This window comes from Shewanella sp. HL-SH4 (assembly GCF_051164845.1).
GTDB classification, from domain to species: domain Bacteria; phylum Pseudomonadota; class Gammaproteobacteria; order Enterobacterales; family Shewanellaceae; genus Shewanella; species Shewanella glacialimarina.
The window spans coordinates 135,155-160,919 of sequence record NZ_CP195036.1 but is presented as its reverse complement, the minus strand read 5'-3'; the positions used below and the strand labels follow the sequence as shown (position 1 = coordinate 160,919).

Genomic DNA, 25,765 nt, shown 5'->3' with positions numbered 1-25,765 from the left:
AACATTATTAATCAATTCTTTGTAGTTAAATACATATAAATTCAGAAGAAAAATCAGCAACATCGGTCATGGCATTGTTCCTGGGTACGATAGCATTAACAAATGGTATCTCGCTAATCGCTTTAGTGCGTTCAGAGCGCTGAACATATACCGCTTGTGCTACTTTGTTATTGGCTATGTTTAGTAAAAACAATGCATGTTGGTCGTGGTCAATATTTAATTCCATTGTGTCAATTAAACAATGAGCTTCATTTTTAAATGAATAGAGGTTGTATGTGCACCGACTTGGTTTAATTCGCTCAACAATGAGATTGGCCACTTGCCACCCGGCATAGTGAAAAGTAAGTATGTGCTGTTCAAAATGAGCTAATACACCTTCGGTTTTGGCTGTTACAGGTTGACACTCGAATTCACAGAATTTCATAACTGAGCTGGCTCTCTTTAACAGTGATTTCAGCTTATAACCAGCAGCAGGTTTTGGCTGGGAGCGATAGTTAGTTGTGAGCATTACAAAGCGTTGATCATCTGGCTCGTAAATAGCTGTACACTTAAAAGGGATAAAGTTAATCATGTGACTAACTCGCTCGAATAATTTCCAGATTTCCGCATTCACAACGGGTTTCTTATAGCGCATATCAATAATAGATAAGTGCTGAAAAGACGCTTCAATGCTTAGAGGTATCGCATTGTGACTAATCTTCATCATGCTTTTGTTATTTTGTAGTGCGTGATTATCAAATCGAAATTGGTCATGCACAATGGGTTGAGGATCGAGTGTGAACTCTTCAATAACGTCATAGCCTTTTTCCTCGTATTGGGCAATTTGACGGTCCAAAATGAGGTTCACATGATAACGAGAGTACCAAAGCTTCTTGTTGAAAAAGTGGCTAGTACGACCGTTTATGTCATTTGAGCGCTGTATAGAAAACAGCTGCTTGCCGTCATGGTCAATGTACAATCTGATAATCGAGCCTTTAGGGTTTTTAAGTACGACAATTCTTTCTATAAATGGCATCATCTTAAAACCCCACGCCAAAGTCTTCGCCTTCCCAAGCACACGATTTATGGATTGGTGCGAATACCGTTCTATCAAGCTTTTCCTTACGCTCAACTTTGTCAGAAGCATGACTGAATGGCACGACAACCGAACCTTGGGCTTGCTTGAAAATAGCATCAATCGCACTTGGCTGATTCACGCAGTTGCGATAACGATTTTTGATGTAAGCGACCTTTCTTAGTTCTTGAGCTTTAATGTATTGACGGTCATGTAAATCAAGCAGTGTTGCAATGTAGGAATGATTTTCGACAGAATGCATCGCTGAAATACTTTTCAGACTGCGGCGTAAGCAAGACATCATGTGGCATTGGACTTTCTTAATTTGGGAGATGTAAGGATTAACACCATTCAAACGTTGATGACAGTTAGCAAATAGCGCATGTTTTGCTTCCTCAGTTGTCATTTGGTTTAAAAACGATTGGCCATCATCCAAGTCGATGATGCAATACAACCCCTCCAGAGAAGAATTCTCGTTACTGACATTGTGATGAACGGTTTGAGTCGCATTATCAATTCGTAACTCATCAGCTGCATAAACTGGGTTCACCGTGATGGCCGAGATAGCGGTATTTTCAGTAAGCAAACGCTTCATACCTTCAAACGTCAGATCAATTTCAAATTCAAATGCGCTTTTGCGCTCAACATAACGGGCTTGTAGTGCCATGTCGGATTCTGTGACAAGAATATTTGCTTGCAGATAGGGCGTTAGCGCCTCACCAAGCGTCGTGGGGTGAACATCGTTCAAAGAGTAAAATTCACTTCCGAACTCAAATCGAGTGTTGATTGTGTTAGTTACTAATTTATCAAGCTCAAGTGCTTGCTGAACACTTAACGAAAGAAAATCTTTTAAGTTATTAATTGTGGATGATAATTTATTCATTTTAAATAGTCCTATTTTCACTTAGCTTAATTATATCGCAGGTAATTTATGCCGCATCCGTGTAGTTCAATGAGTGTTTCAATGCTGGATTAGCATAAAGACGTTGACGCCAATCTTTAGCTGCTCTTCGGTATATCGCCACTTTGCGCATTTCATTGCACCAAACACTGTTCCAGGCTGTGTTACCCATGGTGTGCTCGATTTGGCTGACTGCAATAGCGTCCATTTCTTCTATAGAAAGTGTCGCGTTTAAGATGTCGCCATTAGCTAAAACACTGCGACAGTAGCCGCCTGAGCACTGGCCTCTAAGGGTTGTTGAGAGAGATGTAATAACATGTTCAACTTCTTTATTGACTCCAAATGACTTGAACTCGTCATTTTCGAACACAAGGTTAGCGGAAGCCGATTTAATGATATTAAACTGAGTAGCAAGCGCAATTTCACCGCGATAACCAACGTGCATTTTTATCACTGGATTGTTATAAATATCGACTTCACCGGCAATGAACGCTAACTTTTTCTGCGGGTCAATCGAGATACCCAGTGTGACAATGGTTTCTAATACTTGATGCACTGAATATTCTTGCGCTTGCGATAAATCAAAGCCTGACATTTTAGAACGCCAAATGATTTGGTTTAGGTGTTGGATCTCATCGTTTAAATCAACAAACCCTGTATTTTTACGGTTCAATTCAGGAAACGATTGTTGGAATAATTGTGTAAATGGAATAGTCATTAGTCATTACCTTTGTGCTTTGTTTCTTACTACTTTAAGCCAAGTGGGAAAACGGGCAACCAAGCCTGAAATCCCTACACATCAAGAACCCAAGTTGAGCGACTGCGATCAAATCCGTACCAGTCCTCGGTATCAAAACACTCTTGCAGCTCGGCTAAAAGTTGATGCATTTCCTCATCAGCCTCTGCTCGTTTTCGCTCAGCCAGCTCGAAAGTCTCGCAGTTGTCGGCATCCTTATATTCTGTGGCCACAAAGACAAAGTGACGGACTGGAATACCTATCAAATTGGCGACGTAAACGTAAAAGACTTGCTGAATGTCATAACGTAGGTCGCGAAGTTGATAACCAAATTTAGTCGGATTGCTTGAGGCGGTTGTCTTGAGGTCTACGGCTATCGCATCTTCACGTAGCCAATCAAAACGCACCTTTAGCATTAGCCCAGTTGTCGGACATTTTGCTATAATTGATATTTCAGCAAAGCCATCAGAAAACAACCAATTTGCTTTCGGGTGTGCTCTAGTCGATTTTTGAACGCGATGCGCATCATCCCAAACCACATGGTCAATTACGTGCTGCTTAATCAAATCCTCAAGCAATAGCATGTTAGGGTTCAATGTTTGTACGTGTTTTAAAACCACATCAAAGTCATTCTCAATATTTATGTAGTAGCTTTTTGCATAATCAAGAATGTTTTTCTCATTGTTGAATGTCGCATTTGGATAAAGGCTAGTTAAAAATCGCTCTATGGCATTTTCACGCAACTTTTCAAAAATCGGTAAGGTGTCGTCATGCTCCCAAAGCCGTTCAATTAACACAGCCTTTGCGCCAGAGACAGGTAGATTATGTTTAGCTAGCACCTCTTTTAGCTCAGGAATAGTGTGGATCAGATTTGGCATAGCAAAATCTTCAGGTTGAGGATTTCGCATGTAATGTCCGTGAAAATTATGTTCCTCTAACACCAGCATATGCCCGTATGTACCCGCATCAAACGTGTATTCTTGAGCTTTCGTTCTTAAACGACAGACATCTGATAGGTATTGGCGAAAGTAATGATGACGACCTTTGGCGAGTGTCTTGATCTTTGTTGAGCTTTCAGCAGGCAAAGAATGATAGACCTCATTGGGTAAATTGAGATAAATCCCTTCGATTAATGCACCAGCACTGTCCATAAAGTTGGGCGTGCCGTTAGGACTGTACGCCTCTTGGATAGCATCAATCCAATGTGTGTTTGATTGTTTAAGGCTGATAACTGTCATTTTTTTCACTCTTTGGCTGAGGTATTGATGTAGTTAGTATCTCCTACATTCCAAATTCGGCTACTCCGCTTTGGTTTTAATAAATACAATGACTTAGTGTGCAGTTGCGCGTTTTTGGTCGGGTGGTTTAATAGAGTCATCTGGTACGAAATGACGGGGATGTGATGATTCCGATTTTAGATCTCTAAATTAGACACGCTAATTCAACAACGTTAACTAAATAACTGATATACCAGTTTCAGTATGTGAAAGGGGGGGGTATGAAAACAAAATTAATAATAGCAATCACAATGGCTATGAGTTTTGGTGCAGTCGCTAATGTCGATAAGTCAGTGTTCACCTTCAACAATGAATCGGTAACAGTGCAGATGTCAGAATATGAAACGATGACCACTGCGCTTAATCGAGCAAAAGAGATCATGATGATCAATGCGGCGGCTAAGACGCCAAAATTTGTCAGCTTCAATACAAATTATGACAGTGAGACAGACAAAATCATTGAAACCGGTTTGGTTGCACAAGGCGCAAATATATTCGTTGACAACGTAAAGCATTCCCTACGTCCACAAGGAAGTGTTGTCTTTATTGATGCAAAAGGTGATGTCACCGTTGATGTCACAGCCATGGTTGCAAAGCTAAAGGGCGAAAGACAGGTCAATTTGATGAAATCACAGATTGATGAACTAACAAAAGAGCGTCAATCAATCCAGGGTGTATTGCTAAAAATCAAAAATGGTCAGGCGATCACTGAGCAAGATTCGTCGTTAATCTCTCAGTATCAAACAGCGATGACACGCACGTTAACCGTCGTTAGCTCAGGGTATGTGCAAGTTGCGATTAATGAGACGCAGAGCATCAAAGACAGAATTATTAAGCTTTACGAGCACTTTGTTTTTCCATTTATTCGCAATGCCCGAGTTGAAACAGCTGTAGGTAGGGCAGAGGTTTTGGCTCACGATGTCGTCAAAGCAGAAATTAATGTGTATATCTCGCGTGGCGCTACGCATTCTAGTAATTGGTATATGCCTTCATTTGATAAAGGCTATGTCGTTGAGGATTGTAATCATTTTTTTCTCGGGTGTAGCCGATTTCTGGATACGAAGGGGGAAGTGGTTTCACCTGATCTGCAGCTCTATGAAAATGGCTTGGTCAAAACATCTTGGCATGTAGAGGATGTGTTAGAACCTAAGTGGTGTGGACGTTCGATATATGAATTTTTGCCCATTTCAAATTATGGAAAGTATTTAAACGGGCCGGATGGCGATGCAAAAGTTGAATGCGGTGCTTCGTACCGTTGGAATACAGGAAAGACGGTTCACTACGCAGGATTTTATGCGGATGAACCCGATAATTTACTTCCTTTAATCGCACCGTCAAAAAGAGACAGTGGCAAGAGAAATCAAGGACAAGTGTCGAATATCCAAGATTATAACGCAGCGCTAAAAGAACTATCTAATAGAGCATTCTGGTTAAAAATTGAGGTGGGTAGGGAAACATTTCACCTCAATATTACGAGCCCAATAATGTCTAACTTTACGTTTTCAGTGTTTCAGCCGCGTAGTTGGTTTAACAAAGATATTCAGATAAAAACCAGCATTCGGGAAGAACAATATGATGTAAAAAACAGTCGATGGCTAGACATGAAAGGCAACGTTTTACGGTATCAAAATCGTGCAGTTATTTTTTATTAAACAAAGTAGGAGTTCATCATGAACAAATTATTAGGTGTAGTGGGTTTAGTAAGTGTTGTTGGTTTGGTTGGTTGCGCAAGTGATCCGGTTGAAGAATTTAACGATAGGCAAGTAAAGGCAAATGAATTAGCTGTTGATCAGGCAAAAGAGCAATTAGCGAATGTGCCAAAATGGTACTTGTCACCGCCGAAGAATGACACGTTTGGTATCGTGGGTGTAGGCGCGGCATCTTCAAAAGACATGCATCATGCGGTGAAAAAATCAAAGTTACAGGCTGAATTTGAGTTAGCGAAAAACTACAAACAAGAGCTGTCGGGTTCAGAGCGTATTTATGAACGTGAAGGAGCTTCAGGCGAGTTAATTCAAACCAGTCAGTTTTTAATTGATAAGTTGGTTGATTCGGTCCCGGTAGTTGGCTATGAGATGTTAGACCAGCAAATTAAAATCAATTTTGATGGTTCATATCAGGCATATACCTTACTAAAATTGCCATATGATGAGTTTAATAAGGTGTTGCAGCGTACTAAGGCTGAAGCACAGGATGCTAAAGAGTTAGCAGCATTTGACGATTTAGAGCGTCGTTTAGAAGCAAAACGCTCACGGAAAGATAAAGAGTTAGATCGCGACCACGAGCGTAAACTAGAACTGCTGGATGCACAAAACCGAGTTATTGGCGCAGAGTCAGTTACTGAACCCGTTACGAATACTCAAGCAAGTGTAGAGCCAACAAATCCGTTAAATCAGATTATTAATGCGGTGACGAACCAGGGTTAGTAATTTATGTTATTCCGTAACCATCTAATTGTGACTGCGGCGGTAACCGTAGTCACAATTGGTTATATCGACATACCGTTACCTTTGTGGCTGGTGGTAATGAGCATTCTATTCGGCTCATTACTCCCAGATTTAGATCATCCAAGTTCGACTATTGGTAAACGTGTTCTGTTTATCTCTATTCCGTTATCAGCTATCTTCGGTCACAGAAAGATAACGCATTCAATTTGGCCGATATTATTGACTATTTGGTTGGTCAATTTCGATAACAGTACGGCAAGCGCCCTTGTGTTGTGCCTTTCTATAGGTTATTTATCACATTTGTTAGGCGATATTTTCACAGACAGCGGTATCCCGTTTTTTTGGCCGTTGTCATTTCGGTTTAAGAGTCCAATACCTGTCACTACAGGTGGACCTTTTGAATATCTCATAGCGTATGGGTTATTCATCTGCAGTTTAATTTTTTAAGGACGTTTCATGAATGAGCATTATGATTTTCTCAATGAGGTTATCGAGGCGAGGGATATGCAGTTATCCATTCCAGCAAAGGTGCGCAGTGAGGTAATAACGAGCCTTACAACCAAAGAGTTAGCAAAGCTATTAATGGATTTTTCATTTTCAGCTGGTTCAATCGATGTGGATTTGGATTCTAATATTTTTACTTGTGATATTGGTTATGCAAACGCCATATTTTTTTCGAATGCAAAATGGGATGCACAAAATTCAGCTGAGTATTTTGGCATTATTGCAACAGTTCCTAGCCAGTTTGATAAGGATTTTATCGCACTGTTTAATCAAAACACTAAAATTGGTCGCTTATACAACGCTGAAAATACAGCATCATCTATCTACCGTTTAGATGTTCATTTATCGGGTGGTGTGACCTGCAAAAATATCTTTTACGTTGTGAAAACGTTTATCGATTCGTACAACAAATTATTTTTCGAGGTGACAAACAATGGCCGTAGCGACGCGTAATAAGAAATGGATAATTGGTGCCTCATTCGCAGCTGGCGTGCTATTGGCAGGTAGTTGGCTTTATGTTAACGAGACTCATCAAGCTGAAATCAAGATAGAAAGGCAACTTACGTTAGTTGGTGAATGGGTGCATGTAGATGGCATTTGTGATGGTAAAGCTGGCGCTATACGCGGTCTGGATATCACCAAAGACTTTTTGTTAGTTGAAGACGGCCAAAGCAAAAAAATTAATAACATGGATATTGTACCCGTCATTGATATGCCAGGAGCTTGCCAAGGATTCGGTGATTTTCAGTTTGATTTTAAAGTCGTTATGAACACCAATGATCTAGTGGAATATATGTATGCAAAAACATCAGATGGAACTGAGCTGTTGAAAAGCTCAAGCGGTGAATACTATTTCAGATTTTCCCCTCAATTTAAACAGCATTATGACAGTATCGTTAGTGCGAATATGCCCTCTGAAGTTTAGTAATTAAGGCGGTAGCGTGTTTTCAGAGTTAGGCGATGATAGTGGCTTACTCACAAGGAGATGATTCAAATGACATTACTTTACGATAACCAAATAAGTGCCGGGGACTTAAGTTCACACAATGTTTTGTGCTCTTTCCCAGAATTCGATGGCGAGCGTTATACACGTTTGCCAATTAATTCATTGTTGCGACTGAAAAATAAAGGCATCAGCATTCAGCAGCGGTTGGCTGAAATCGAGCTTGCAAGGCGCGAATTTGTTGGGGCTGATCTACCCTACGAAATCGACATTTCTCACCATGCAATAGATAGGTTGAGTACTCGCTACATGCACAAATACCTTAACGACAACGATGGCCAAGGCATTGTTTGTTGGCTGAAGGAAAAAGTGTTCACGTGTTTAAATGAAAATGGTGCAAACAAATCGCTAAATGCCTTGGATAGCAGCAGCGTGAGTTATGAAGGGATGCAATTTATGTTTAAGAGTCACGCTAAGTTAAGTGGAAGACTGGTATTGGTTACGGTTAATTAAAGAGGTTCGCTATGTCAAAGAATTTACTTTGTTTTATCTTTCTACTATTGAGCGCTTCTGTTTGCTCTGAAACCCTTGATATAAAGCGAGTCCACAGTGTCTACGATGGCGACACGTTTAGAGGCTATACCAGTGAATCTAAACAAGAGCCAATTCGCTTAAAAGGTGTTGATACGCCTGAAATCAAAGGTGCATGTGAAGCTGAAGTCAAAGCTGCTTATAGAGCAAGGGATTATCTAAAACGGCGACTAACCGAAGCAAATTCAATTCAACTTTTAAATCCTGGACGCGATAAATATAATCGAGTGCTAGCTGTTGTGTTAGTTGATGGGCGAGATATTGCTGAAGATATAGTTGCTGGTGGCTATGGCCGCAAGTGGATAGGCAAACGTCTGACGTGGTGTGATTAACGGTTTTCGATCACTTTTCAACGTGAAATGTTAGGGCTTTCTCTGTGGCAACGGATAGAGCTCGATACTACTCCAATGATCATTAATGCTTTTCCTCCATATGGCTACCTTGATTACATTGCAACGTCGATAGGCATTGCATTTTAGCATCCAGAATACCGCATACCCATTCGCCATCCTCTTCTGCAACGATGATATCTTTATCTCGCGGTGTCAGGGCCCTGTTGATTATCAACAAATCGCCTTTGTATATGCCAACACAATTTAGGTAATCAGTGTCAACTTGGCCAATAAGCGTAGCGCTAGGGCTGTCTATTAACAAATCATCTAAACTTAGAGCATTTTGTAGGTATTCTTGAGCGGGACTTTCGAAACCGTTGACCCCACATGATATTTTTTGATTGAATATTTGCATTAAATTCTTGGCTGTATGTTTGTACAGTATGTTGAGGCGAGTGCAGTTGGACGTCAAAATGTTCAGCTAGTATTAATCTAATTTTAACTATCAAGTTTTTATGTTGAATGTAATATAGCTTAATGTTTTCAGCTCTTTTGGTGAATAAGCGGGTTAAGGGCTAGCACACTTCTGCCCCAAAGTGTGTTTGAAATGGATATATTTCACGGTTTAACCGATTGCATTTACCCTCAAAAATATAATATCACCTTCATAGAATAGCCTGAGTCGTTATCTCTCTGCTTCACCGATAAATACAGCAAAGACATCAATGGGCTTAATACACTCGGCATTGTTGTTTACCGAGTCTTTATCGTTTGACCAATATTGCTATCATACATCTGTCATCTTATAACTAGACATTAGAGCAGTGATAGCACCATATCAACTCTGTGCATATTAGGTCCCCAGCCATCTTTAATTTCAGTCGTCTTTTTTGCACCAAATTTTTCAAAAAATGCAGCCGAAAGATGACTGGCAGCGATGTCGATGTGGGTAACATTATTATCAACTGCGATTTTTTTTGCATAAGATACCATTTGAGAACCAAGACCTTTCCCATGCACTGATGGACAAGTCATGATCCATGTAATATTTGCTCTGTTATTTTTTTCGTCGATATTCAAGCCAAAAACGGCCACGATTTCACTTTCAATTTGTCCAACTTTATAAGTTTTTCCCTGCTTTTCGAGGAACTCAACATAATCCTGTCTTTCATTATTTGCGAAAAATTCGGGACAATTTTTATCAAATAATGCAATGCACTCTTAAAAACATAAATCACAGTAATCTTTAAACACTAATTTAGTATCAGTCATAATTATCTTCACTTATTGTTAACATTACACATCAATCTGATGTGTTTTTAAGGCCTGTTTTGACGTTTAATTTGAAATAATTTGATTACTTTATTCAAACCTCCTTCTTATACTTAACAGATTCAAGTGTCGCTAACCAAACTAAAGGTAAGATGATTAACGCTGAACCTATCACAAAACTCAAATCAGGAACTTCATCAAACCACATGATGCCCACTATTACGGCACCTAATAAGCCAGTATATTCAGCGCTAGAAATTTTATGTGCTTCAACTGTTCGGTATACCAAGACGCATATACCTGCATAAATCAAAATGAATAAATTTGAGCTTGCCGCTGTGAATAGCGGGTACCAATCCAAAGGTTGGTGTTCCCAAATTGCTAAACTAAAGGCAAAAGGTATTCCCATTAGATTGGTCAAGAATAAAGTCTGAGCGACAGTGTGGTGCTGAGGAAGTTTACGAACCAAGAGATTATTTGTAGCCATTGTTACCGCGACTATAAGTGCAGATACAGCCGCCAAACTAATTTGTGTCGGTTGTACAACGACGAGAATACCGACAAAACCCACAATCGATACGGTTATAGTTGGGGTGGTTAACGTGTCTTTATAAAATAAAAAACCCAACGGTAACATAAGTAATGGGGCAGTATAAAAAATAGCATTAACAGTTGCCAGAGGTAGAGCTTGAAGAGACAATACCATGAATATGGCACCAAATAACCAAACATGGCCACGTACAAAGTGCCATTTTAAATGACTAAATAATTTGATTTTTGTATTGAATAAGCAAAATGGCAAAAGCATCAATACTGCTGTTAATTGTCTAAATAGAACAAATTGATACACTGCAGCCCCAGTCGGCAGGCTTTTTTATTAAAGCATCCGAAATGACGGCGACAATATTTCCTAAAATCAATAAAACCATTGCAAATCCAACACTCATCTTCGGCATTTTTTCCCTCGACTTATTCTAAAAATGTAAAAAATTAAATACCATTACGCAAATCAGGTGCTTAAGTAGGGAGTATATTCATATAATTCTATGACGTATAATGATATAAAATTGCTTAGTATTAGCTGAGGTAATAATGAAGTTGCCACCATTGCGCGCTGTACAATGTTTTGAGTCAGTTGCCAGGCTTAATAGTTTTTCAAAAGCAGCAGAAAGTCTTAATGTGACTCAAAGTGCGGTGAGTCATCAAGTACGAATGCTTGAGGAGTATCTTGGTGAAGCTATGTTTTACAGGCAAGGCCGGACATTTTCATTAACAGAAGTTGGAGAGCGTTACTTCACAGAAGTCAGTCAATCACTAGCTATTCTGTCTAATGCCAGTCAGATTATTCGACACGGTAAACCTGGGTATATTCGTTTAGCACTTTATAGTTCAGTAGCCGTCAATTGGTTAATCCCTCGATTAGAAGATTTCCGTAAACAGTATCCAGAGATAGAAATAACGTTAGATATGGTCACAGATCAGCCGGATTTTAATGACCAATTCGCAGATTGTTTTATTACCGTAAATCCACCAAAACGTCACTTTGTAAGTAAATTGTTATTTACTGAAAAGTTATTTCCTGTTTGCGGTCAAAAGCTTTGGGAAAAAATAAGAGATAAGCCACTCCCTGAGGCATTGTGGCAACATCCGATATTGTCTGTGCGATATTCTGACACAAATCAAAACATCGCCGATGATTGGTTACGATGGTGTAAAGCCGGTGGGTTTGAGCTACCTAGTGATCTAAAAGTTAATCAATTTAGCCATGTGCTACTCGCGGCAGAAGCGGCACGTTACAATTTAGGTATTACGCTTATTAATAACTATATGACGGTAGATCAATCTCATAAACAGAATTTTGTCAGAATTCCTATGCATGAATTGAAAACTGGTGATAACTTTTACTTTGTCTATAGTGAGTTAAATTCTAACAGGGCTGATATAACAGCGTTTGGTCGTTGGTTGGAACAGCAATGTTATACACTTAATATACGATAATTGTCATGTTGTCATATCCCGCCTAATAAGACTTTCAACAAGTTAATGGAGTAACAGGTTGTAGTGGCTTAGTAAAATTGGCCATAGATGTGTAGTAAACAGATATTTTTCACATAGAAAAATCTATCTGAAAATTTAGCGTTGTCGGAACTTCGTAACTTGCTTTTGTCCAAAAACGAGTTGCTTAGAAAGACTATAAAAGACCTACATTTGTCATCAACCTGATTTTTTATCATTTCAGCTCGGATTTTATATCCAAGTTATGCTTGCTTCTTTTTAGTTCATCATTAAAATTACTGTATGTAAATACAGTGGTGTTGTTTATGCGTGTGATCCCCATACCTGCCCATGCAGGAATAATAGGCTTTGAAAGTCCAGCTGCAGAGTACAGTCAGTTAAGTCTGAGTTTAGATGATCTCCTAATCGAGCATCCTAGCGCAACCTTCATAGGACTCGCTCAAGGCGATTCAATGCAAGACGTTGGTATCTTTGATGGTGATGTGCTCATTGTCGATCGCCATGAAACAGCCCGAAATGGAGATGTTATAGTTGCCAATTTTAATGGTGAATTTGTTTGCAAGATCCTTGATTCTCAACGCCGTCTATTGCTGTCTTCAAATCATCAGTTCCAGCCAGTAACCATTCATGAACATGATGAGTTTAGTATCGAAGGTGTAGTGACTCGCTCTATTCGTTGCCACCGTCAAAGTCCATTATTGTGTGAGCATTAGATGTTTGCCCTTGTTGATGCCAATAGCTTTTATTGTAGTGCAGAACAGGTCTTCCGTCCTGATTGGCGTGGTAAGCCTGTTATTGTGTTAAGTAACAACGATGGGATGATTGTTGCTGCTAATCGTCAAGCTAAAGAAGCTGGAATTGGGAAGTTTCTACCTTACTTTCAAGTTAAAGCCTTATGCGCCAAACGTGGTGTTATTGTCTGTTCATCGAACTATGAACTTTATGCTGATTTATCAAGCAAGATGATGGACATCATTGGCCGCTTTGCCCCTGAGCAACATGTCTACTCCATTGATGAAAGCTTCCTCTCCTTTAAGAACTGCTATCCCGCTATCAAATGCCTCCTTACTCAAGGCCAGTTAATTCGCCGTGCAGTGTGGAAAGAGACGCGTTTAGCTGTTTGTGTTGGGATCGGTGAAACACTGACATTAGCTAAAATTGCGAACCATGCTGCTAAAAAGGTTAAGGGCTATCATGGCGTTTGTGTGATTAATACCGACCAAGAACGTGTCGCTATCCTAAAGCAACTTGTTGTTGGGGACGTATGGGGTATTGGGCAAAGGATTAGTAAGAAGCTAGCATTAATGAATATCCATACTGCTTATCAACTAGCGTGTATGCCACCTGGGCTAGCCCGAAAACAACTCAGTATTGAAGTCGAGCGCACAGTTCGTGAACTAAACGGACAAGTGTGTAAAGTGTGGGATGAGGCAAGGGCTGATAAAAAGCAAATTTTCTCAACGCGGAGTGTAGGGGAGCGGATCGCCGACTTTGACTCATTATTACAAGCTTTGAGCAAGCATGTCGGTATTGCAGCTAGTAAAGCGCGTAAGCAAGGCTCAAGCTGCAAGACCATGCTACTTTTTGCTAGCAACTCACCCTTTGATGAACGTCCTGTTAGTTACAAAGCTATAGTGCATTTCCCTTGCCCTACTAACTGCACCGTCGAGCTAACCAAAGCTATCAGTGAAGCTGCGCCCAAGCTATTTCGTGATGGTGTTCGTTACTACAAGATAGGAATTGGTCTAATCGATTTAGCTAGCGAACAGAGCAGCCAACTTGATTTGTTTAATCCCCCGACAGCTAAGCCAGCATTAATGCTTACGTTAGATCACATCAATCAACGTTATGGCAGTGATACAGTGTTTCTCGCTGCACAAGGTATAGAGCATAAATGGGCAATGAGAAGGGATTTACTGACACCGCAATACACAACTAAATGGCTAAGTGTGCCACACATTAAGTGCTAACGTGGTTATGCCCCATTGTTGGTTTAAGAACCTAATCACTACGATTAGCTATTTTTGCAAAAATAGCTAAAATAGCTAGAAGCTGTTTTGCCTAGTGTGGATACGTTGTGAACAAAGAAATTATAGAAGAAATTAAGCAAGCACTTGCCTCTGCCCCTCGCAATAAGTACATGGCCGAATTACATCTTCAGTCCATCAAATATGCTGATGAATTAGGAAATATTACGGCTAGAGAATTTTGTGAGGAAGTCGGATTGAGGCCTAGTTACGCCACTGAGTTTAGTAAGATGAGAAATCTTACAACAAGGCTCAAAGCTGCTGGTTTAGATACAAGGAAGGTTTAAACAGTATGTTAATTGACAACGTTACTAATAAAGTAGCTGATACACTTTCAAAAACGATTAAAACCAACGATAAGCTCTCCGTTATGACGGGGCTTTTTTCTATCTACGCTTTCGATCACTTGAAAGAGTCGTTGAACAAATTAGAATCAATTAGACTACTATTTTCTCAAGCAAAAGGTTTCGACTCATTTGATTCCTTTGACCGTGAATCGCCTTTTGGTGCTCTTAATGGTACGACTCTAGAAAACAAGTTTCGTAATCAATTGAACCAAAAAGCGATAGCGCAAGAGTTTGCTGATTGGTTGAAAGAGAAAGCATCGGTTCGCTTGGTTCAACAAGCAGGCGCTGTTCAGCAACATATCACCCATGTCAATTCTCAATCAAACTCAATTGCAATTAATGGTGCTCAATTTAATGGGCAAGGTCTGGGGCTAACGGTATCTTCAGGCTTTGATATGATAAGCCTTGCAAAAGCAGAACAAGCACAAGAACTTTTAGGCTTCTTTAACCGAGTTTGGGGGAGTAAAGCACAAGTCAAAGATGCCACCGAACTTTTTCAAGCTGAACTTGCAAAGTTTACCTGTGATCAAACACCACAATTTATCTATTTCATTATCTTATATAATATTTTTAAAGATTTTGTCGGTGATCTTCAAGAAGACAAGATTTTAAAAGTAAAAACAGGATTTAAAGATACATTAGTTTGGAATAAATTGTATAAATTTCAGAAGGATGGTGTGTTAGGGGCAATTAATAAACTAGAACACTTTAATGGTTGTATCATTGCTGATAGCGTTGGTTTAGGTAAGACATTTGAAGCTCTTGCAGTAATAAAATACTACGAGCTTCGCAATGATAAGGTGCTTGTTCTTTGTCCTAAAAAGCTGCGTGATAACTGGCTTATTTATACGCAAAACGACAAACGTAATTTACTCGCGAGTGATCGCTTTAATTACGATGTACTTAACCATACCGATATGAGCCGTACAGCTGGTTATTCAGGCGATATTAACCTTGAAACAATTAATTGGGGTAACTACGATCTCGTTGTAATCGATGAATCACATAATTTCCGCAATAATAACCCTAAGAAAGATGGGCGAAATCGCTACCAACGACTTCTGGAAGACATCATTCAAGCCGGTGTAAAAACCAAAGTCCTGATGCTTTCTGCTACGCCTGTAAATAACCGCTTAAATGATATGAAAAATCAAGTAGCGTTTATTACGGAAGCGAATGATCAAGCGTTGTCGGAACATGGTATTAACAGTATTGAAAGTACATTAAAGCAAGCCCAAGCTCGCTTTACTAAATGGGCTGAACAAGATCCTTACGTGAGGACATCTAAAGAATTGCTTGATTCGATGAACTTTGATTATTTCAAGTTGCTCGATATTTATACTATTGCACGTTCACGGAAGCATATCGAAAAATATTACGGCACTGCCGATATAGGTAAGTTTCCTACACGCCTCCTACCTGTAAACTTGAAGGCATCTATTGACCTTAAAGATCAATTTCCCCCTTTGGAAGAAGTAAATAAGACTATCCGTAGACTGTCACTTGCGTTCTACTCACCAATGAAATACGTGAGAATGGATAAAAAAGCCGAATATGCAAGACGATATGACCAAGAAGTAAAGGGGGGTAAGAGCGTATTTAAACAGGTTGACCGTGAAGAAAGCTTGATTCATTTGATCCGTATTAACATGCTTAAGCGCATGGAAAGTTCAATCCATTCTTTTACTCTAACATCAGAAAAAATATTGACTCAGGTCGATGCATTACTAACAAAGATCCATAATTTCAATGCAAACATAAAACCCAGCTTAACAGACGACCTTACTTATGAATTCGTGGCCCCACCAATAGAAGAGATAGATGATCTTGAGTTTAACTCACCTGAACTTGCTCCATATCTTATAGGGAATAAAACCAAAGTTCGTATTCAAGATATGGACTTAATCAGATTTTCACAGGATCTAGAAGCTGACAGAGTATTTCTTCAAGAAATTGTTAAAGAATCAAAAAGCATTGATGCTGAACGTGATGCAAAATTATCAATGTTAAAGCAAGCTTATAGTGAAAAATCCAGAAAACCGATTAATGGCAATAACAAAAAAGTTATCATTTTTACGGCTTTTGCCGATACCGCTGAATATTTATACAAAAACATTGCACCATGGGCTGAAAAAGAACTTGGCCTTCACTCAGCTGTTATAACAGGGCAACGAACTGAGACAACGCTGCGTACTCCTAGCCAAAATGGAAAAGTAGGTAAAAGGTTTACATCAGACTTAAATAGTTTGCTTACCCACTTCTCACCCAAATCCAAAGAACGAGAGAAGGTTTACCCTGAATACAAAGAAGAAGTAGATATTTTAATCGCAACAGACTGTATTTCAGAAGGTCAGAACCTGCAAGACTGTGACTATCTCATAAACTATGACATTCACTGGAATCCCGTTCGTATTATTCAACGCTTTGGACGTATAGACCGTTTAGGTTCAGTAAATGATGTCATTCAGCTGGTTAACTTTTGGCCCAATATGGAATTGGACGAGTATATCAATCTAGAAGCTAGGGTGAGCGGAAGAATGGTGCTACTTGATATTTCAGCAACTGGTGAAGAGAACTTGATTGAAACTGACAGTGAACAAGATTCGAAGAAAAACAAAGGGATGAATGATTTAGAGTATCGCAGGAAGCAACTTGAACAGCTTCAAAATGCTGTGGTAGACCTTGAAGAAATTGCAGGCGGTGTCTCTATAACCGATTTGACGCTGAATGATTTTAGAATGGACCTTTCAAGCTTTCTCAGTAACAAAGAGCAAGATAATTCAGCATTATTAGAGCAATCTCCAGTGGGGTTGTTTTCTCCTGTCCTTATTTCTAATTCAAGTCAATTTACGAGTAAATTCTCACAAGTATGTGATGAAATTCAATCAGGGGTAATTTTCTGCCTAAAAGATATTAAAGGCAAAGTTCAGGTTGAGGAAAGCTACTCTCTTGCTCCTTACTACCTTGCTTATATCGCTGACGACGGAGACGTTTTGCTTTCGTTCACCCAGTCAAAACAAATACTCGATTTATGTAAAAAGTTGGGTTCAGAGCTAACCGACATGGAACAATCAGCTGATGCTTATCACCAGTTTGCTAACCGCACTCAAAATGGTAAAAAAATGAATCATTATCAAAATCTTTTAGCAAAAGCGGTAGAGAACATTGCTGGTAAAAGTGAAGAAATTGGTGCTACAAGCCTGTTTAGTCGAGGTGGTACTGTCTTATCAGCATCTAGCACTCAAAACGTGAATGATTTTGAAGTCGTTAGTTATATAGTCATTGTGTAATGGAAAAAATGATAGAGCATATTGATTTTCGTCTAGTCGATGACGCCAAACAAAACAGATTAGCAGACAAGGTATATCAGCACTTGGGACTACCTGATTCTACGTTTCTAGGCACACGAATCACCAAGAAAATGCTCTTAGATTCATCTAGTCACAATGGGAACGAGTTAAGCCCTAATGATAAAAAATTAGTGACGGATGTTATTCAATCTATCGAGTGGCTAAACACACTTAAGCCAGAAACGCTTAATATCCCTGTTTATGTCACTGGTACAGTTGAATACATAGAGGTAGCGGTGATACGAGTTATGTTAAAGTTGCCTCAAGAACTAAGCAATAAGGACAAAGGCAAACTTAAATCTAATGCCTTAAAGAAAGTTTCTAAACTTTTACATACTTTAATTCCATACCCAGTAATTCTGCTGCTAGAGCTAGCTGATGAATTATCTATCAGTCTAGCTGATAAGCGTATTAGTCAAGCCGATAAAACCAAATTGGTTATAGAGCATATCTATAATAGTGATTGGTTAAACTCATCGAACCTAACAAAAGCACACAATGACTTTCTTAATGATTTCTCTTTAAAAAACGCGTCAAACCTCAATTACTTTGAGCTTTATCAAGATTTCATAGCAATGCTCATAGGGCTGGAAACAAGTAAGATTTCAGGTCGCTATATGAATATAGATGGCTCATCTAAGAACCTTTCAATTGAACAGGGTAATCTACAATCTGAATCACAAGGCTATACGCTACAACATGATTCACTATTGGAATCAACTTTATGTTTAACGTTTCGTGAAAAGAGCAATGAGGATAAAACAGCTTTGCTCCGTGAGTTAGCAGGATTAGAAGCTGAGTTAAGCAGCATCAGGAACAAGATTAAGAAAGAGACGCAAATGAATACAAAAATGAAACTCAATGTAGAAGCAAGAAAGATAAAACAAGCAATTTCAGCAATCACTTCTCAATTGGCATAAAGTGAGCCAAAGAAGTGATATGACATAAAATAGAACGTAGTTGTTTATTCAATATTTTATACAACTCGATACAAACAAATTTGGCTTAGATAGTGAGTATGAAAATGAGTGGAATAGATAAAATCACGGGCAGCAGCCCTGAAGCAAAAAGCTTAGATATCACACAGCAAAATATTGAGCAACTAAAGCAGCTTTTTCCTGACGTTTTCTCAGAAAATAAAATAGACTTCGAAGCTCTTAAAACTGCACTTGGTGAAGCAGTAGATGATTCAGAAGAACGTTACAATTTTACTTGGCATGGTAAGACTAAGGCTCGCCAAATCTCTCAAACACCTTCGACAGGTACATTAAGGCCATGTATCGAGGAAAGCGTAAACTGGGATACCACCGAAAACTTATTCATTGAAGGTGATAACCTTGAAGTGCTTAAGTTACTTCAAAAGTCATACCACAACAAAGTAAAAATGATCTATATAGATCCACCTTACAACACAGGTAAAGATTTTGTTTATAAAGATAATTTCCATAACAATATACAGAATTATCTTGAGCAGACTGGTCAAGTCGATAATAAAGGCAATAAATTAAGTACAAATTCAGATATGTCAGGTCGATACCATTCTAATTGGTTGAATATGATTTATCCAAGACTAAAGTTAGCTCGTAACTTACTCACAGATAATGGTGTTATATTTATATCTATCGATCATAATGAAATTCATAATTTAAATGCTGTTGTTAGTGACATATTTGGTGAGATTAATATTTTAGGTTTAATTGCAAATGTTAATAATCCTAAAGGTCGCTCTGATGATAAATTTATAGCAACTGCTCATGAATATATTTTAGTAGTAGCAAAAAATGTAACTAAAGCAGAAACATATGGATTTGAAGCGGAAGAGCATATAACTAAAAGGTATAGTAAGGTTGATGATAGAGGAAAAGCATACCGAGAAATTGATTTAAGAAAAACAGGAGATTCTGATAAAAGAGAAGATCGACCTGATATGTTCTATTATTTTTATTTTGATCAAGAAAAAAGTAATCTTACAGTATCGAAACAAAGAGTTTGTGATACTAAATTAATTGAAATATACCCACAAAAAGACGATGGTAGTGACGGTCGATGGCGTTGGGGTTTTGATACTGCAACTAAGCGGTTGAATGATGTTTTTCCAAAATTTATGCCTAATAAAAAAATATGGGGCATTATGGAAAAAGATTACCTAGAAGGAAGACCTCCTGTTAAACCTACTTCATCTTGGACGCATAAAGACGTAAATAGTGAGCGAGGAAGTGAGCAATTTATAGATCTTGGTTTTAATAAAGAGGTTTTCTCAAGACCTAAGCCTATCGGAACTATTTCTAGATGTATTCAGGTTGGAACTTTACCTGAAGAAGAATGTATTGTACTCGATTTTTTTGCTGGTTCAGGTACTACATCTCACGCTGTAATACAACTGAATGCTGATAAGAAAAGGAAATTGAAATATATTTGTATACAACTTCCTGAGCCTATAGATTCAAATAGTAAAGATAATATAGAAGCTATTAGCTTCTGTGATTCAATTAAAAAGAATCGTGTAATCACTGAAATTACCAAAGAAAGGCTCAAAAGAGTTAATAAAATATATCAAGATAACTTATATGAAAGCCAGATTGGCTTTAAGGTGTTTAGGCTTGATCAAACCAATATCCGTCCCTGGGATGCCAACTTTGAAAACCTTGAGTTAGTTCTTCAACAAGCAACAGAATCTATCAAAACTGGTCGTTCAAGAAATGACGTACTTTATGAAATCTTTCTAAAATATGGTTATGAATTAACTACACCTGTTGATACCGAAACTGTGACTGACTCTCTTGGGAATGAAAGGCAGGTTTTTGTTGTTGGTGCTGGAGCGTTAATTGTCTGTTTAGATGATGAAATTACAGTTGAAGTGGTAGAAGGTATAGCCAAGCTCAAAGAAGAACTAGATCCTGAAACGACTCAAGTTGTATTCAAAGATGCTGGATTTGCTGATAGTAATGTAAAAGCCAATGCAATCCAGATTTTGAAGCAAGCAGGTATTGATGATGTTAAGAGCATTTAAGGGGTAAATGATGTCTGAAATGAAGATAAAGTTTGACCCTGATCTGACTCACCAAAAAGATGCAATTAGCGCCGTTGTAGGTGTGTTTGAAGGGCAAGAAATATTTCAATCTAACTTCTCTGTATCAAATGCTTTTCAAGCGGATATGTTTGAGAAGAATGATGGTATCGGTGTTGCTAATGCCTTGAGCTTGTTACCAGAAGAGTTGTATGAAAATACTCGAAATGTTCAGTTAGTTAACGGTTTACCTCAAACTGAAACAACGAAGCAAGCACTGCCGAGTCTTGATTTTACCATTGAGATGGAAACCGGTACAGGTAAGACATATGTTTACTTGCGTAGTGCATTTGAGTTGAATCAACGCTATGGCTTAACAAAGTTCATCATCGTTGTTCCATCAGTAGCGATCAAGGAAGGTGTTTATAAATCGCTGCAAATGACTGAAGATCATTTCAGAAAAGAATATAAAAACGTGCAGTATGATTACTTTGTCTATGACTCTTCAAAACGTGAGCAAGTCAGAAACTTTGCTACCAATGACTATATTCAGATTATGGTTATCAACATTGATGCTTTCAGTAAGTCATTTGTTGATCCTGAAAAAGAGTCTACTGCTAACTTAATTCACCGTACAGACGATCGTCTAAACGGTATGAAGCCAATTGAGTTCATCCAAGCGACACACCCAGTAGTGCTAATTGATGAACCTCAATCAGTAGCATCTACCGCTAATCGCAAACAAGCAATTGCGAGCTTGAACCCTTTATGCACTTTCCGTTATTCAGCAACGCTAACTGAAAATTTAAATATGCTTTACAAGCTTGATTCGATTGATGCATATGAGCGTAAGTTGGTTAAACAGATTGAAGTAGCGTCGATTGAGGTTCAGGACAATCATAACCAAGCTTATATTAAGCTGATTGGTGTTGATAACAAGAAGTCGCCAATTACTGCTAAAGTTGAAATTGATGCTCAAACTAAAACGGGAAAATTGCAAGCCCGTAAAACAATAACCGTAAAAAGTGGTACTGATTTATTTGAAGCTTCAAATGGACGAAGTATTTACGAAGGCTATGTGATTAACGACATTTATTGTGAAGAAGGCAATGAGTATATCGATTTTACCAGTCGCGATGACATCATTGAACTAGGTCAAGCTATTGGTGACGTTGACCAAGATACTTACAAGCGACTTCAAGTATCAAAAACGGTTGAAGAGCATCTTGAAAAAGAATTGAGATTTTATAAAAAAATCACTCAAGGTGTTGATGTGATGGACCACTCCAAAGTTATTAGCCAAAAAGGGATCAAGGTTCTGAGCTTGTTCTTTATTGACAAAGTCGCCAACTATCGAGGTTACTCTGTAGACGGTGTGCCTGTACAAGGTAAATTTGCACAGTGGTTTGAAGAAGAGTTTACTCAACAGCTTAGAAAGCCAAAGTATAGGATCCTATATCCTAGTGTATGGGAGAAAAACGGGGGCAAGTTCATTGTTAATGAGCAATCTCTCAAAGAATTAGCGAGTTCTGTTCATAATGGCTACTTTGCACAAGATAAGAAAAAAGATTCATCTGGTAATCCTTTGTTTGCAGAGTCTAAGCTTTCAGCAAAGGGAGAAGGTGGCAAAACTGCTGCTGATGAATCTGCTTATAACTTGATTATGAAAGACAAAGAAAAGTTACTTTCAATGGATGAGAAGTTACGCTTCATTTTTAGTCACTCGGCCCTTAAAGAGGGATGGGATAATCCTAACGTATTTCAGATATGTACACTTAACGAAACTAATTCCGTGATGAAAAAACGTCAGGAGATTGGCCGAGGTTTGCGTTTAGCTGTCGATCAGTCTGGTGAGCGTGTACCTTATGGGTTTGAAGTGAATACGCTAACGGTTATGGCGAATGAATCTTATGAGGAATTTGTAGCAGCACTTCAAAAAGAAATTGAAGAAGAAGAGGGCATTAAGTTTGGTGCAGTAGAAAAGCATCAATTTGCTAATATTGTGATCTATGGTGAACATGATACTAAACAGTTTCTTGGGGCGAAAAAATCCGAAGAGATTTATCAACACTTAGCGGCTAAAGGTTATATTGATAAAAAAGGTAAAATTCAAGATTCCCTAAAAGCTGATTTAGCTGATAATACTGTGAGTTTACCTGAAAGCGTTATAGAACATTCTGAAGCAATTCTTGCGACTCTAAGTAAAGTTGCTAAAGGGTTGAGTATCAAAAAACACGAAGAAAAGAAAACAGCTAGACTACGTGAAGATAATGGTAAGCAAATTGTGCTTGGCGATGATTTTAAAGCGCTTTGGGAACGTATCAAGTATAAAACTGCATATCGAGTTAATTTCAGTGTTGGTGAGCTTGTACAGAAGTGTATCAAAGAAATTAGATCGTCTGTCGCAGTAGGTAGTGCCAAGTTTGAATATAAAAAGGTGAAAGTCGCAATAACAGAGGCTGAATTGGAAACATTTGATGAACAATCAAAAATTCAATATTACCGTAATCGTAACTTTAAACTTCCTGATATTGTCACCTATCTTGAATCATACACTAACCTTACCCGTAAAACCGTTGTAGACATACTGCTTGGCATTGGTGATAAATTAGAGGCGTTTAAAAATAACCCTCAAAAATTCATTGAGTTAGCTAGTGAAGTCATTCGTAAACAGATGCGTTTAGCTATTGTTGATGGCATTTTATATCATCGAATTGGAGATGATGATTTTTATGCTCAAGAGCTCTTCCAAGAGGAAGAATTAACCGGATACCTTAAGGATATGGTTGAAGCTAAAAAGTCTGTTTATGATTACATCGTTTGTGATTCGGGGACAGAGTTTGAATTTGCTGAGAAACTCGAAGAGTCGACGGATGTTAAGCTTTACGCAAAATTACCTGCTTGGTTTAAAATAGATACACCATTGGGAAGTTACAATCCTGATTGGGCTGTTTTAATAGACAAAGATGATGGTATGGGTGAACAGCTCTATTTTGTCGTTGAAACCAAATCAAGTATTTTTTCTGATGAATTACGCTCCTCAGAGCAAGCTAAAATTGATTGTGGAATTGAGCACTTTAAAGCGTTATCACAAGACAAAAACGGTAGAGCCATAGAGAACCCTGCTAAGTTTGTTAAGGCTGATAATTTTAATACTTTTGCTACATATCTAGAAGAATAACTCACTTCTCCTCTAACGAGATAGCTCCGGAACTGGCTATCTCGTACTTTTTATGTTTTTGAATAAGTATTCGGATAAAATCGATATGCCAATTACAGTTAAATTTTAACTCTAACTAATATTTGTCCAAAATCGCGTTTCAAATGGATATATCTCGAGGTTTAGCCTGTTACATTTACGCTCAGTAATTTTATATCACAATTTATAATTAAAGTAATACCGAAGGTAGGTAAATGTGAGGTTTAAGGAGTACAAAATGGGTTTTATAATCGCGTTTACTAGGAAATTTATTCTTACTATATGTTTAATATTTTTAGTAGCATGTGGTGTTTCAGAAAAAGAGAAAATGATGCGAAATAGCTGTATCGAATCAGCAAAATTACTTGATGTCTATAATCAAGATGGGAAGCATTATTCTGAGACATCTGTTGGTAGAATTTCAATCAGGAAAATTTGTTATGTCAAAGTAGAACTTTACCTTGCTGGTTATAGAATTAAAAAAGATATTAATATTAACGATATACGACTATATCGAGATACAATCGATAGCAATATAAGTTTGAAGTCCAGATATATTCGCAGCATTAAAGCTGGTTCTGAATTTTAAATATAAAGTTACTATGATTAGAAAATAACTTGAACAGCCGACTTTAGTGGCGAGTAGTTCAGTATGCTGTTGGTCTAATCCGCTATACGTAACTAACAGAGTCTTCAATCTTAACATCTCTTTTGGAAAAGTGTCCGGTTGGAGTTGACCAGAACATTATTAACTGTGATGTGATTTGTAGGTTTTAGAGTCTAATAATTGATCGATTCCTGTCCAAAAAATTAGTTTCAAAGTGATCAAACTCTAATGCATTCGCGCACAGCCTTAGCCGCTGCATCGTCTATCCATAAATGAACGTGCTGTGCGATTATATACCGTATTATATTGCTTAAGAGATCGCGTGTCGGTGTATCGATTTTAACGAGTCAATTAACGCATCTGGCGTAATTTGAGGCATGTTATTGATGTACTGACTTATCGCCAAATGACCTAACATTAGTGCATCATAAGCCGAAATTGGAACGCCTTTCATCGGTTTGTTTGCTTCGAACACCGACACAAAAACATTCATCGTATTGTCCCGTTGGTTTTGCTGCCACTTAATAGCAAATCCTTTATTTTTTTGGATTCCGTGGGACTTGCCTTCAAAAGATTCACGAATACCGATTAACACCGCAATAACCGGTAGTAATTCGGTTTTAGTTATTTGAACAGCCGTTTTACCTTGCCAATCGAATTTTCTTTCACCAATGGCGCTCGCTCCTTCTAGCATAACGGTATGCCAACCACCTTGAGTTAGTGATGGTTTAAGCTCGATAGCAGCTTTAGTACCGTGACACTTGAGGCTAAAAAACTGGTCAAATTGGCCAGAATAGCGCGGCTCTTGTGGTCGATTGTGATTAGGCAAGTGCGCCACGTTATTTTGATATAACTGCTCTTGAGCTTGATAATCTGTCATTGGTTGTGAAGGCTGATATTGCTCCTGCTCCTGATAAACAGGGTTTTGATAATTTGAATGATGGTACATATACACCTCGATTTAATTGGGTAAGTTAAGCCATTTAAATTAGTGTCTCATGGTTTCAGTAACGCACAACTGGCGCTTATTCTTGACGTTTTTTTGATTGTTAATGGTTTAATTTTGCGCAATTTAGGTTGTAAAAAAGTGGTAGGAATATTGATTTTCGCCAACATTTCTTAAATTGGACTTAATGGGAGGGTGTTCGAAAAATA

At 38.4% G+C, this 25,765-nt stretch carries 23 protein-coding genes and 1 pseudogene; 16 read left to right on the top strand and 8 right to left on the bottom strand.

Annotated features, from left to right (window positions below):
* Nucleotides 1-25 precede the first annotated feature (25 nt).
* From ACRWQL_RS00760 to ACRWQL_RS00745, 4 genes are all read right to left on the bottom strand, one after another.
* A complete protein-coding gene (locus ACRWQL_RS00760; RefSeq protein WP_434949667.1) occupies nucleotides 26-1,018 on the bottom strand; it encodes a hypothetical protein in 993 nt (330 codons plus the stop codon).
* Between the two features lies 1 nt (nucleotide 1,019).
* Nucleotides 1,020-1,937: a hypothetical protein gene (locus tag ACRWQL_RS00755; protein WP_434949665.1), complete on the bottom strand. Its 918-nt coding sequence runs from the start codon at nucleotides 1,935-1,937 to the stop codon at nucleotides 1,020-1,022.
* Between the two features lie 46 nt (nucleotides 1,938-1,983).
* Entirely contained in the window at nucleotides 1,984-2,673 is a 690-nt protein-coding gene (locus tag ACRWQL_RS00750) for a recombinase RecT (RefSeq protein WP_434949664.1), read from the bottom strand.
* Nucleotides 2,674-2,747: 74 nt separating this feature from the next.
* The gene (locus ACRWQL_RS00745) at nucleotides 2,748-3,929 is read right to left on the bottom strand and encodes a PD-(D/E)XK nuclease-like domain-containing protein (RefSeq protein WP_434949662.1); all 1,182 of its coding nucleotides are present in this window, start codon (nucleotides 3,927-3,929) and stop codon (nucleotides 2,748-2,750) included.
* Nucleotides 3,930-4,189: 260 nt separating this feature from the next.
* On the opposite strand from ACRWQL_RS00745, the gene ACRWQL_RS00740 reads away from it, so the two are divergent.
* The 7 genes from ACRWQL_RS00740 (at nucleotide 4,190) to ACRWQL_RS00710 (ending at nucleotide 8,785) form a co-directional block, all read left to right on the top strand.
* Complete coding sequence (locus ACRWQL_RS00740; protein ID WP_432363610.1) at nucleotides 4,190-5,620, top strand: hypothetical protein; 1,431 nt, start codon at nucleotides 4,190-4,192, stop codon at nucleotides 5,618-5,620.
* Between the two features lie 18 nt (nucleotides 5,621-5,638).
* Nucleotides 5,639-6,394: a hypothetical protein gene (locus tag ACRWQL_RS00735; protein ID WP_432363608.1), complete on the top strand. Its 756-nt coding sequence runs from the start codon at nucleotides 5,639-5,641 to the stop codon at nucleotides 6,392-6,394.
* 6 nt (nucleotides 6,395-6,400) lie between these two features.
* The gene (locus tag ACRWQL_RS00730) at nucleotides 6,401-6,862 is read left to right on the top strand and encodes a metal-dependent hydrolase (RefSeq protein WP_432363606.1); all 462 of its coding nucleotides are present in this window, start codon (nucleotides 6,401-6,403) and stop codon (nucleotides 6,860-6,862) included.
* A gap of 9 nt (nucleotides 6,863-6,871) precedes the next feature.
* Entirely contained in the window at nucleotides 6,872-7,372 is a 501-nt protein-coding gene (locus ACRWQL_RS00725; protein ID WP_432363604.1) for a hypothetical protein, read from the top strand.
* Nucleotides 7,353-7,844, top strand: coding sequence for a hypothetical protein (locus ACRWQL_RS00720; RefSeq protein WP_432363602.1), 492 nt, complete (start codon nucleotides 7,353-7,355; stop codon nucleotides 7,842-7,844). Before ACRWQL_RS00725 ends, ACRWQL_RS00720 begins: the two co-directional genes overlap by 20 nt.
* 69 nt (nucleotides 7,845-7,913) lie before the next feature.
* Nucleotides 7,914-8,375 (top strand): hypothetical protein, encoded by a 462-nt coding sequence (locus ACRWQL_RS00715; RefSeq protein WP_434949659.1) that lies wholly within the window; start codon nucleotides 7,914-7,916, stop codon nucleotides 8,373-8,375.
* A gap of 11 nt (nucleotides 8,376-8,386) precedes the next feature.
* A complete protein-coding gene (locus tag ACRWQL_RS00710; RefSeq protein WP_432363598.1) occupies nucleotides 8,387-8,785 on the top strand; it encodes a thermonuclease family protein in 399 nt (132 codons plus the stop codon).
* An 82-nt stretch (nucleotides 8,786-8,867) separates the two neighbouring features.
* Here ACRWQL_RS00710 and ACRWQL_RS00705 read toward each other — a convergent pair whose 3' ends face one another.
* The 3 genes and pseudogenes from ACRWQL_RS00705 to ACRWQL_RS00695 form a co-directional block, all read right to left on the bottom strand.
* Entirely contained in the window at nucleotides 8,868-9,200 is a 333-nt protein-coding gene (locus tag ACRWQL_RS00705; protein ID WP_434949657.1) for a S24 family peptidase, read from the bottom strand.
* A gap of 401 nt (nucleotides 9,201-9,601) precedes the next feature.
* A complete protein-coding gene (locus ACRWQL_RS00700; RefSeq protein WP_434949804.1) occupies nucleotides 9,602-10,000 on the bottom strand; it encodes a GNAT family N-acetyltransferase in 399 nt (132 codons plus the stop codon).
* Nucleotides 10,001-10,151: 151 nt separating this feature from the next.
* Nucleotides 10,152-11,013, bottom strand: a pseudogene (locus tag ACRWQL_RS00695) (DMT family transporter).
* 136 nt (nucleotides 11,014-11,149) lie between these two features.
* Between ACRWQL_RS00695 and ACRWQL_RS00690 the strand changes: the two are divergent.
* The 9 genes from ACRWQL_RS00690 (at nucleotide 11,150) to ACRWQL_RS00650 (ending at nucleotide 24,592) form a co-directional block, all read left to right on the top strand.
* Nucleotides 11,150-12,055, top strand: a complete 906-nt coding sequence (locus tag ACRWQL_RS00690; protein WP_434949655.1) for a LysR substrate-binding domain-containing protein — start codon at nucleotides 11,150-11,152, stop codon at nucleotides 12,053-12,055.
* A 323-nt stretch (nucleotides 12,056-12,378) separates the two neighbouring features.
* Nucleotides 12,379-12,786: a LexA family protein gene (locus tag ACRWQL_RS00685; RefSeq protein WP_432364115.1), complete on the top strand. Its 408-nt coding sequence runs from the start codon at nucleotides 12,379-12,381 to the stop codon at nucleotides 12,784-12,786.
* Complete coding sequence (locus tag ACRWQL_RS00680; protein ID WP_434949653.1) at nucleotides 12,787-14,043, top strand: Y-family DNA polymerase; 1,257 nt, start codon at nucleotides 12,787-12,789, stop codon at nucleotides 14,041-14,043.
* A 107-nt stretch (nucleotides 14,044-14,150) separates the two neighbouring features.
* Nucleotides 14,151-14,387 carry an HTH-like domain-containing protein gene (locus tag ACRWQL_RS00675; protein WP_432363836.1) on the top strand — a complete coding sequence of 79 codons (237 nt, stop codon included), beginning with the start codon at nucleotides 14,151-14,153 and terminating at the stop codon, nucleotides 14,385-14,387.
* A gap of 5 nt (nucleotides 14,388-14,392) precedes the next feature.
* Nucleotides 14,393-17,737 carry a helicase-related protein gene (locus ACRWQL_RS00670; RefSeq protein WP_434949651.1) on the top strand — a complete coding sequence of 1,115 codons (3,345 nt, stop codon included), beginning with the start codon at nucleotides 14,393-14,395 and terminating at the stop codon, nucleotides 17,735-17,737.
* The gene (locus ACRWQL_RS00665) at nucleotides 17,737-18,717 is read left to right on the top strand and encodes a DUF4391 domain-containing protein (protein WP_434949649.1); all 981 of its coding nucleotides are present in this window, start codon (nucleotides 17,737-17,739) and stop codon (nucleotides 18,715-18,717) included. Before ACRWQL_RS00670 ends, ACRWQL_RS00665 begins: the two co-directional genes overlap by 1 nt.
* A gap of 104 nt (nucleotides 18,718-18,821) precedes the next feature.
* Nucleotides 18,822-20,807, top strand: a complete 1,986-nt coding sequence (locus ACRWQL_RS00660) for a site-specific DNA-methyltransferase (RefSeq protein WP_434949647.1) — start codon at nucleotides 18,822-18,824, stop codon at nucleotides 20,805-20,807.
* A gap of 10 nt (nucleotides 20,808-20,817) precedes the next feature.
* The gene (locus ACRWQL_RS00655; RefSeq protein ID WP_434949645.1) at nucleotides 20,818-23,985 is read left to right on the top strand and encodes a type III restriction-modification system endonuclease; all 3,168 of its coding nucleotides are present in this window, start codon (nucleotides 20,818-20,820) and stop codon (nucleotides 23,983-23,985) included.
* 256 nt (nucleotides 23,986-24,241) lie between these two features.
* Nucleotides 24,242-24,592 (top strand): hypothetical protein, encoded by a 351-nt coding sequence (locus ACRWQL_RS00650; RefSeq protein ID WP_434949643.1) that lies wholly within the window; start codon nucleotides 24,242-24,244, stop codon nucleotides 24,590-24,592.
* Between the two features lie 328 nt (nucleotides 24,593-24,920).
* Here ACRWQL_RS00650 and ACRWQL_RS00645 read toward each other — a convergent pair whose 3' ends face one another.
* Nucleotides 24,921-25,559, bottom strand: coding sequence for a hypothetical protein (locus tag ACRWQL_RS00645; protein ID WP_432363828.1), 639 nt, complete (start codon nucleotides 25,557-25,559; stop codon nucleotides 24,921-24,923).
* Nucleotides 25,560-25,765: the final 206 nt, after the last annotated feature.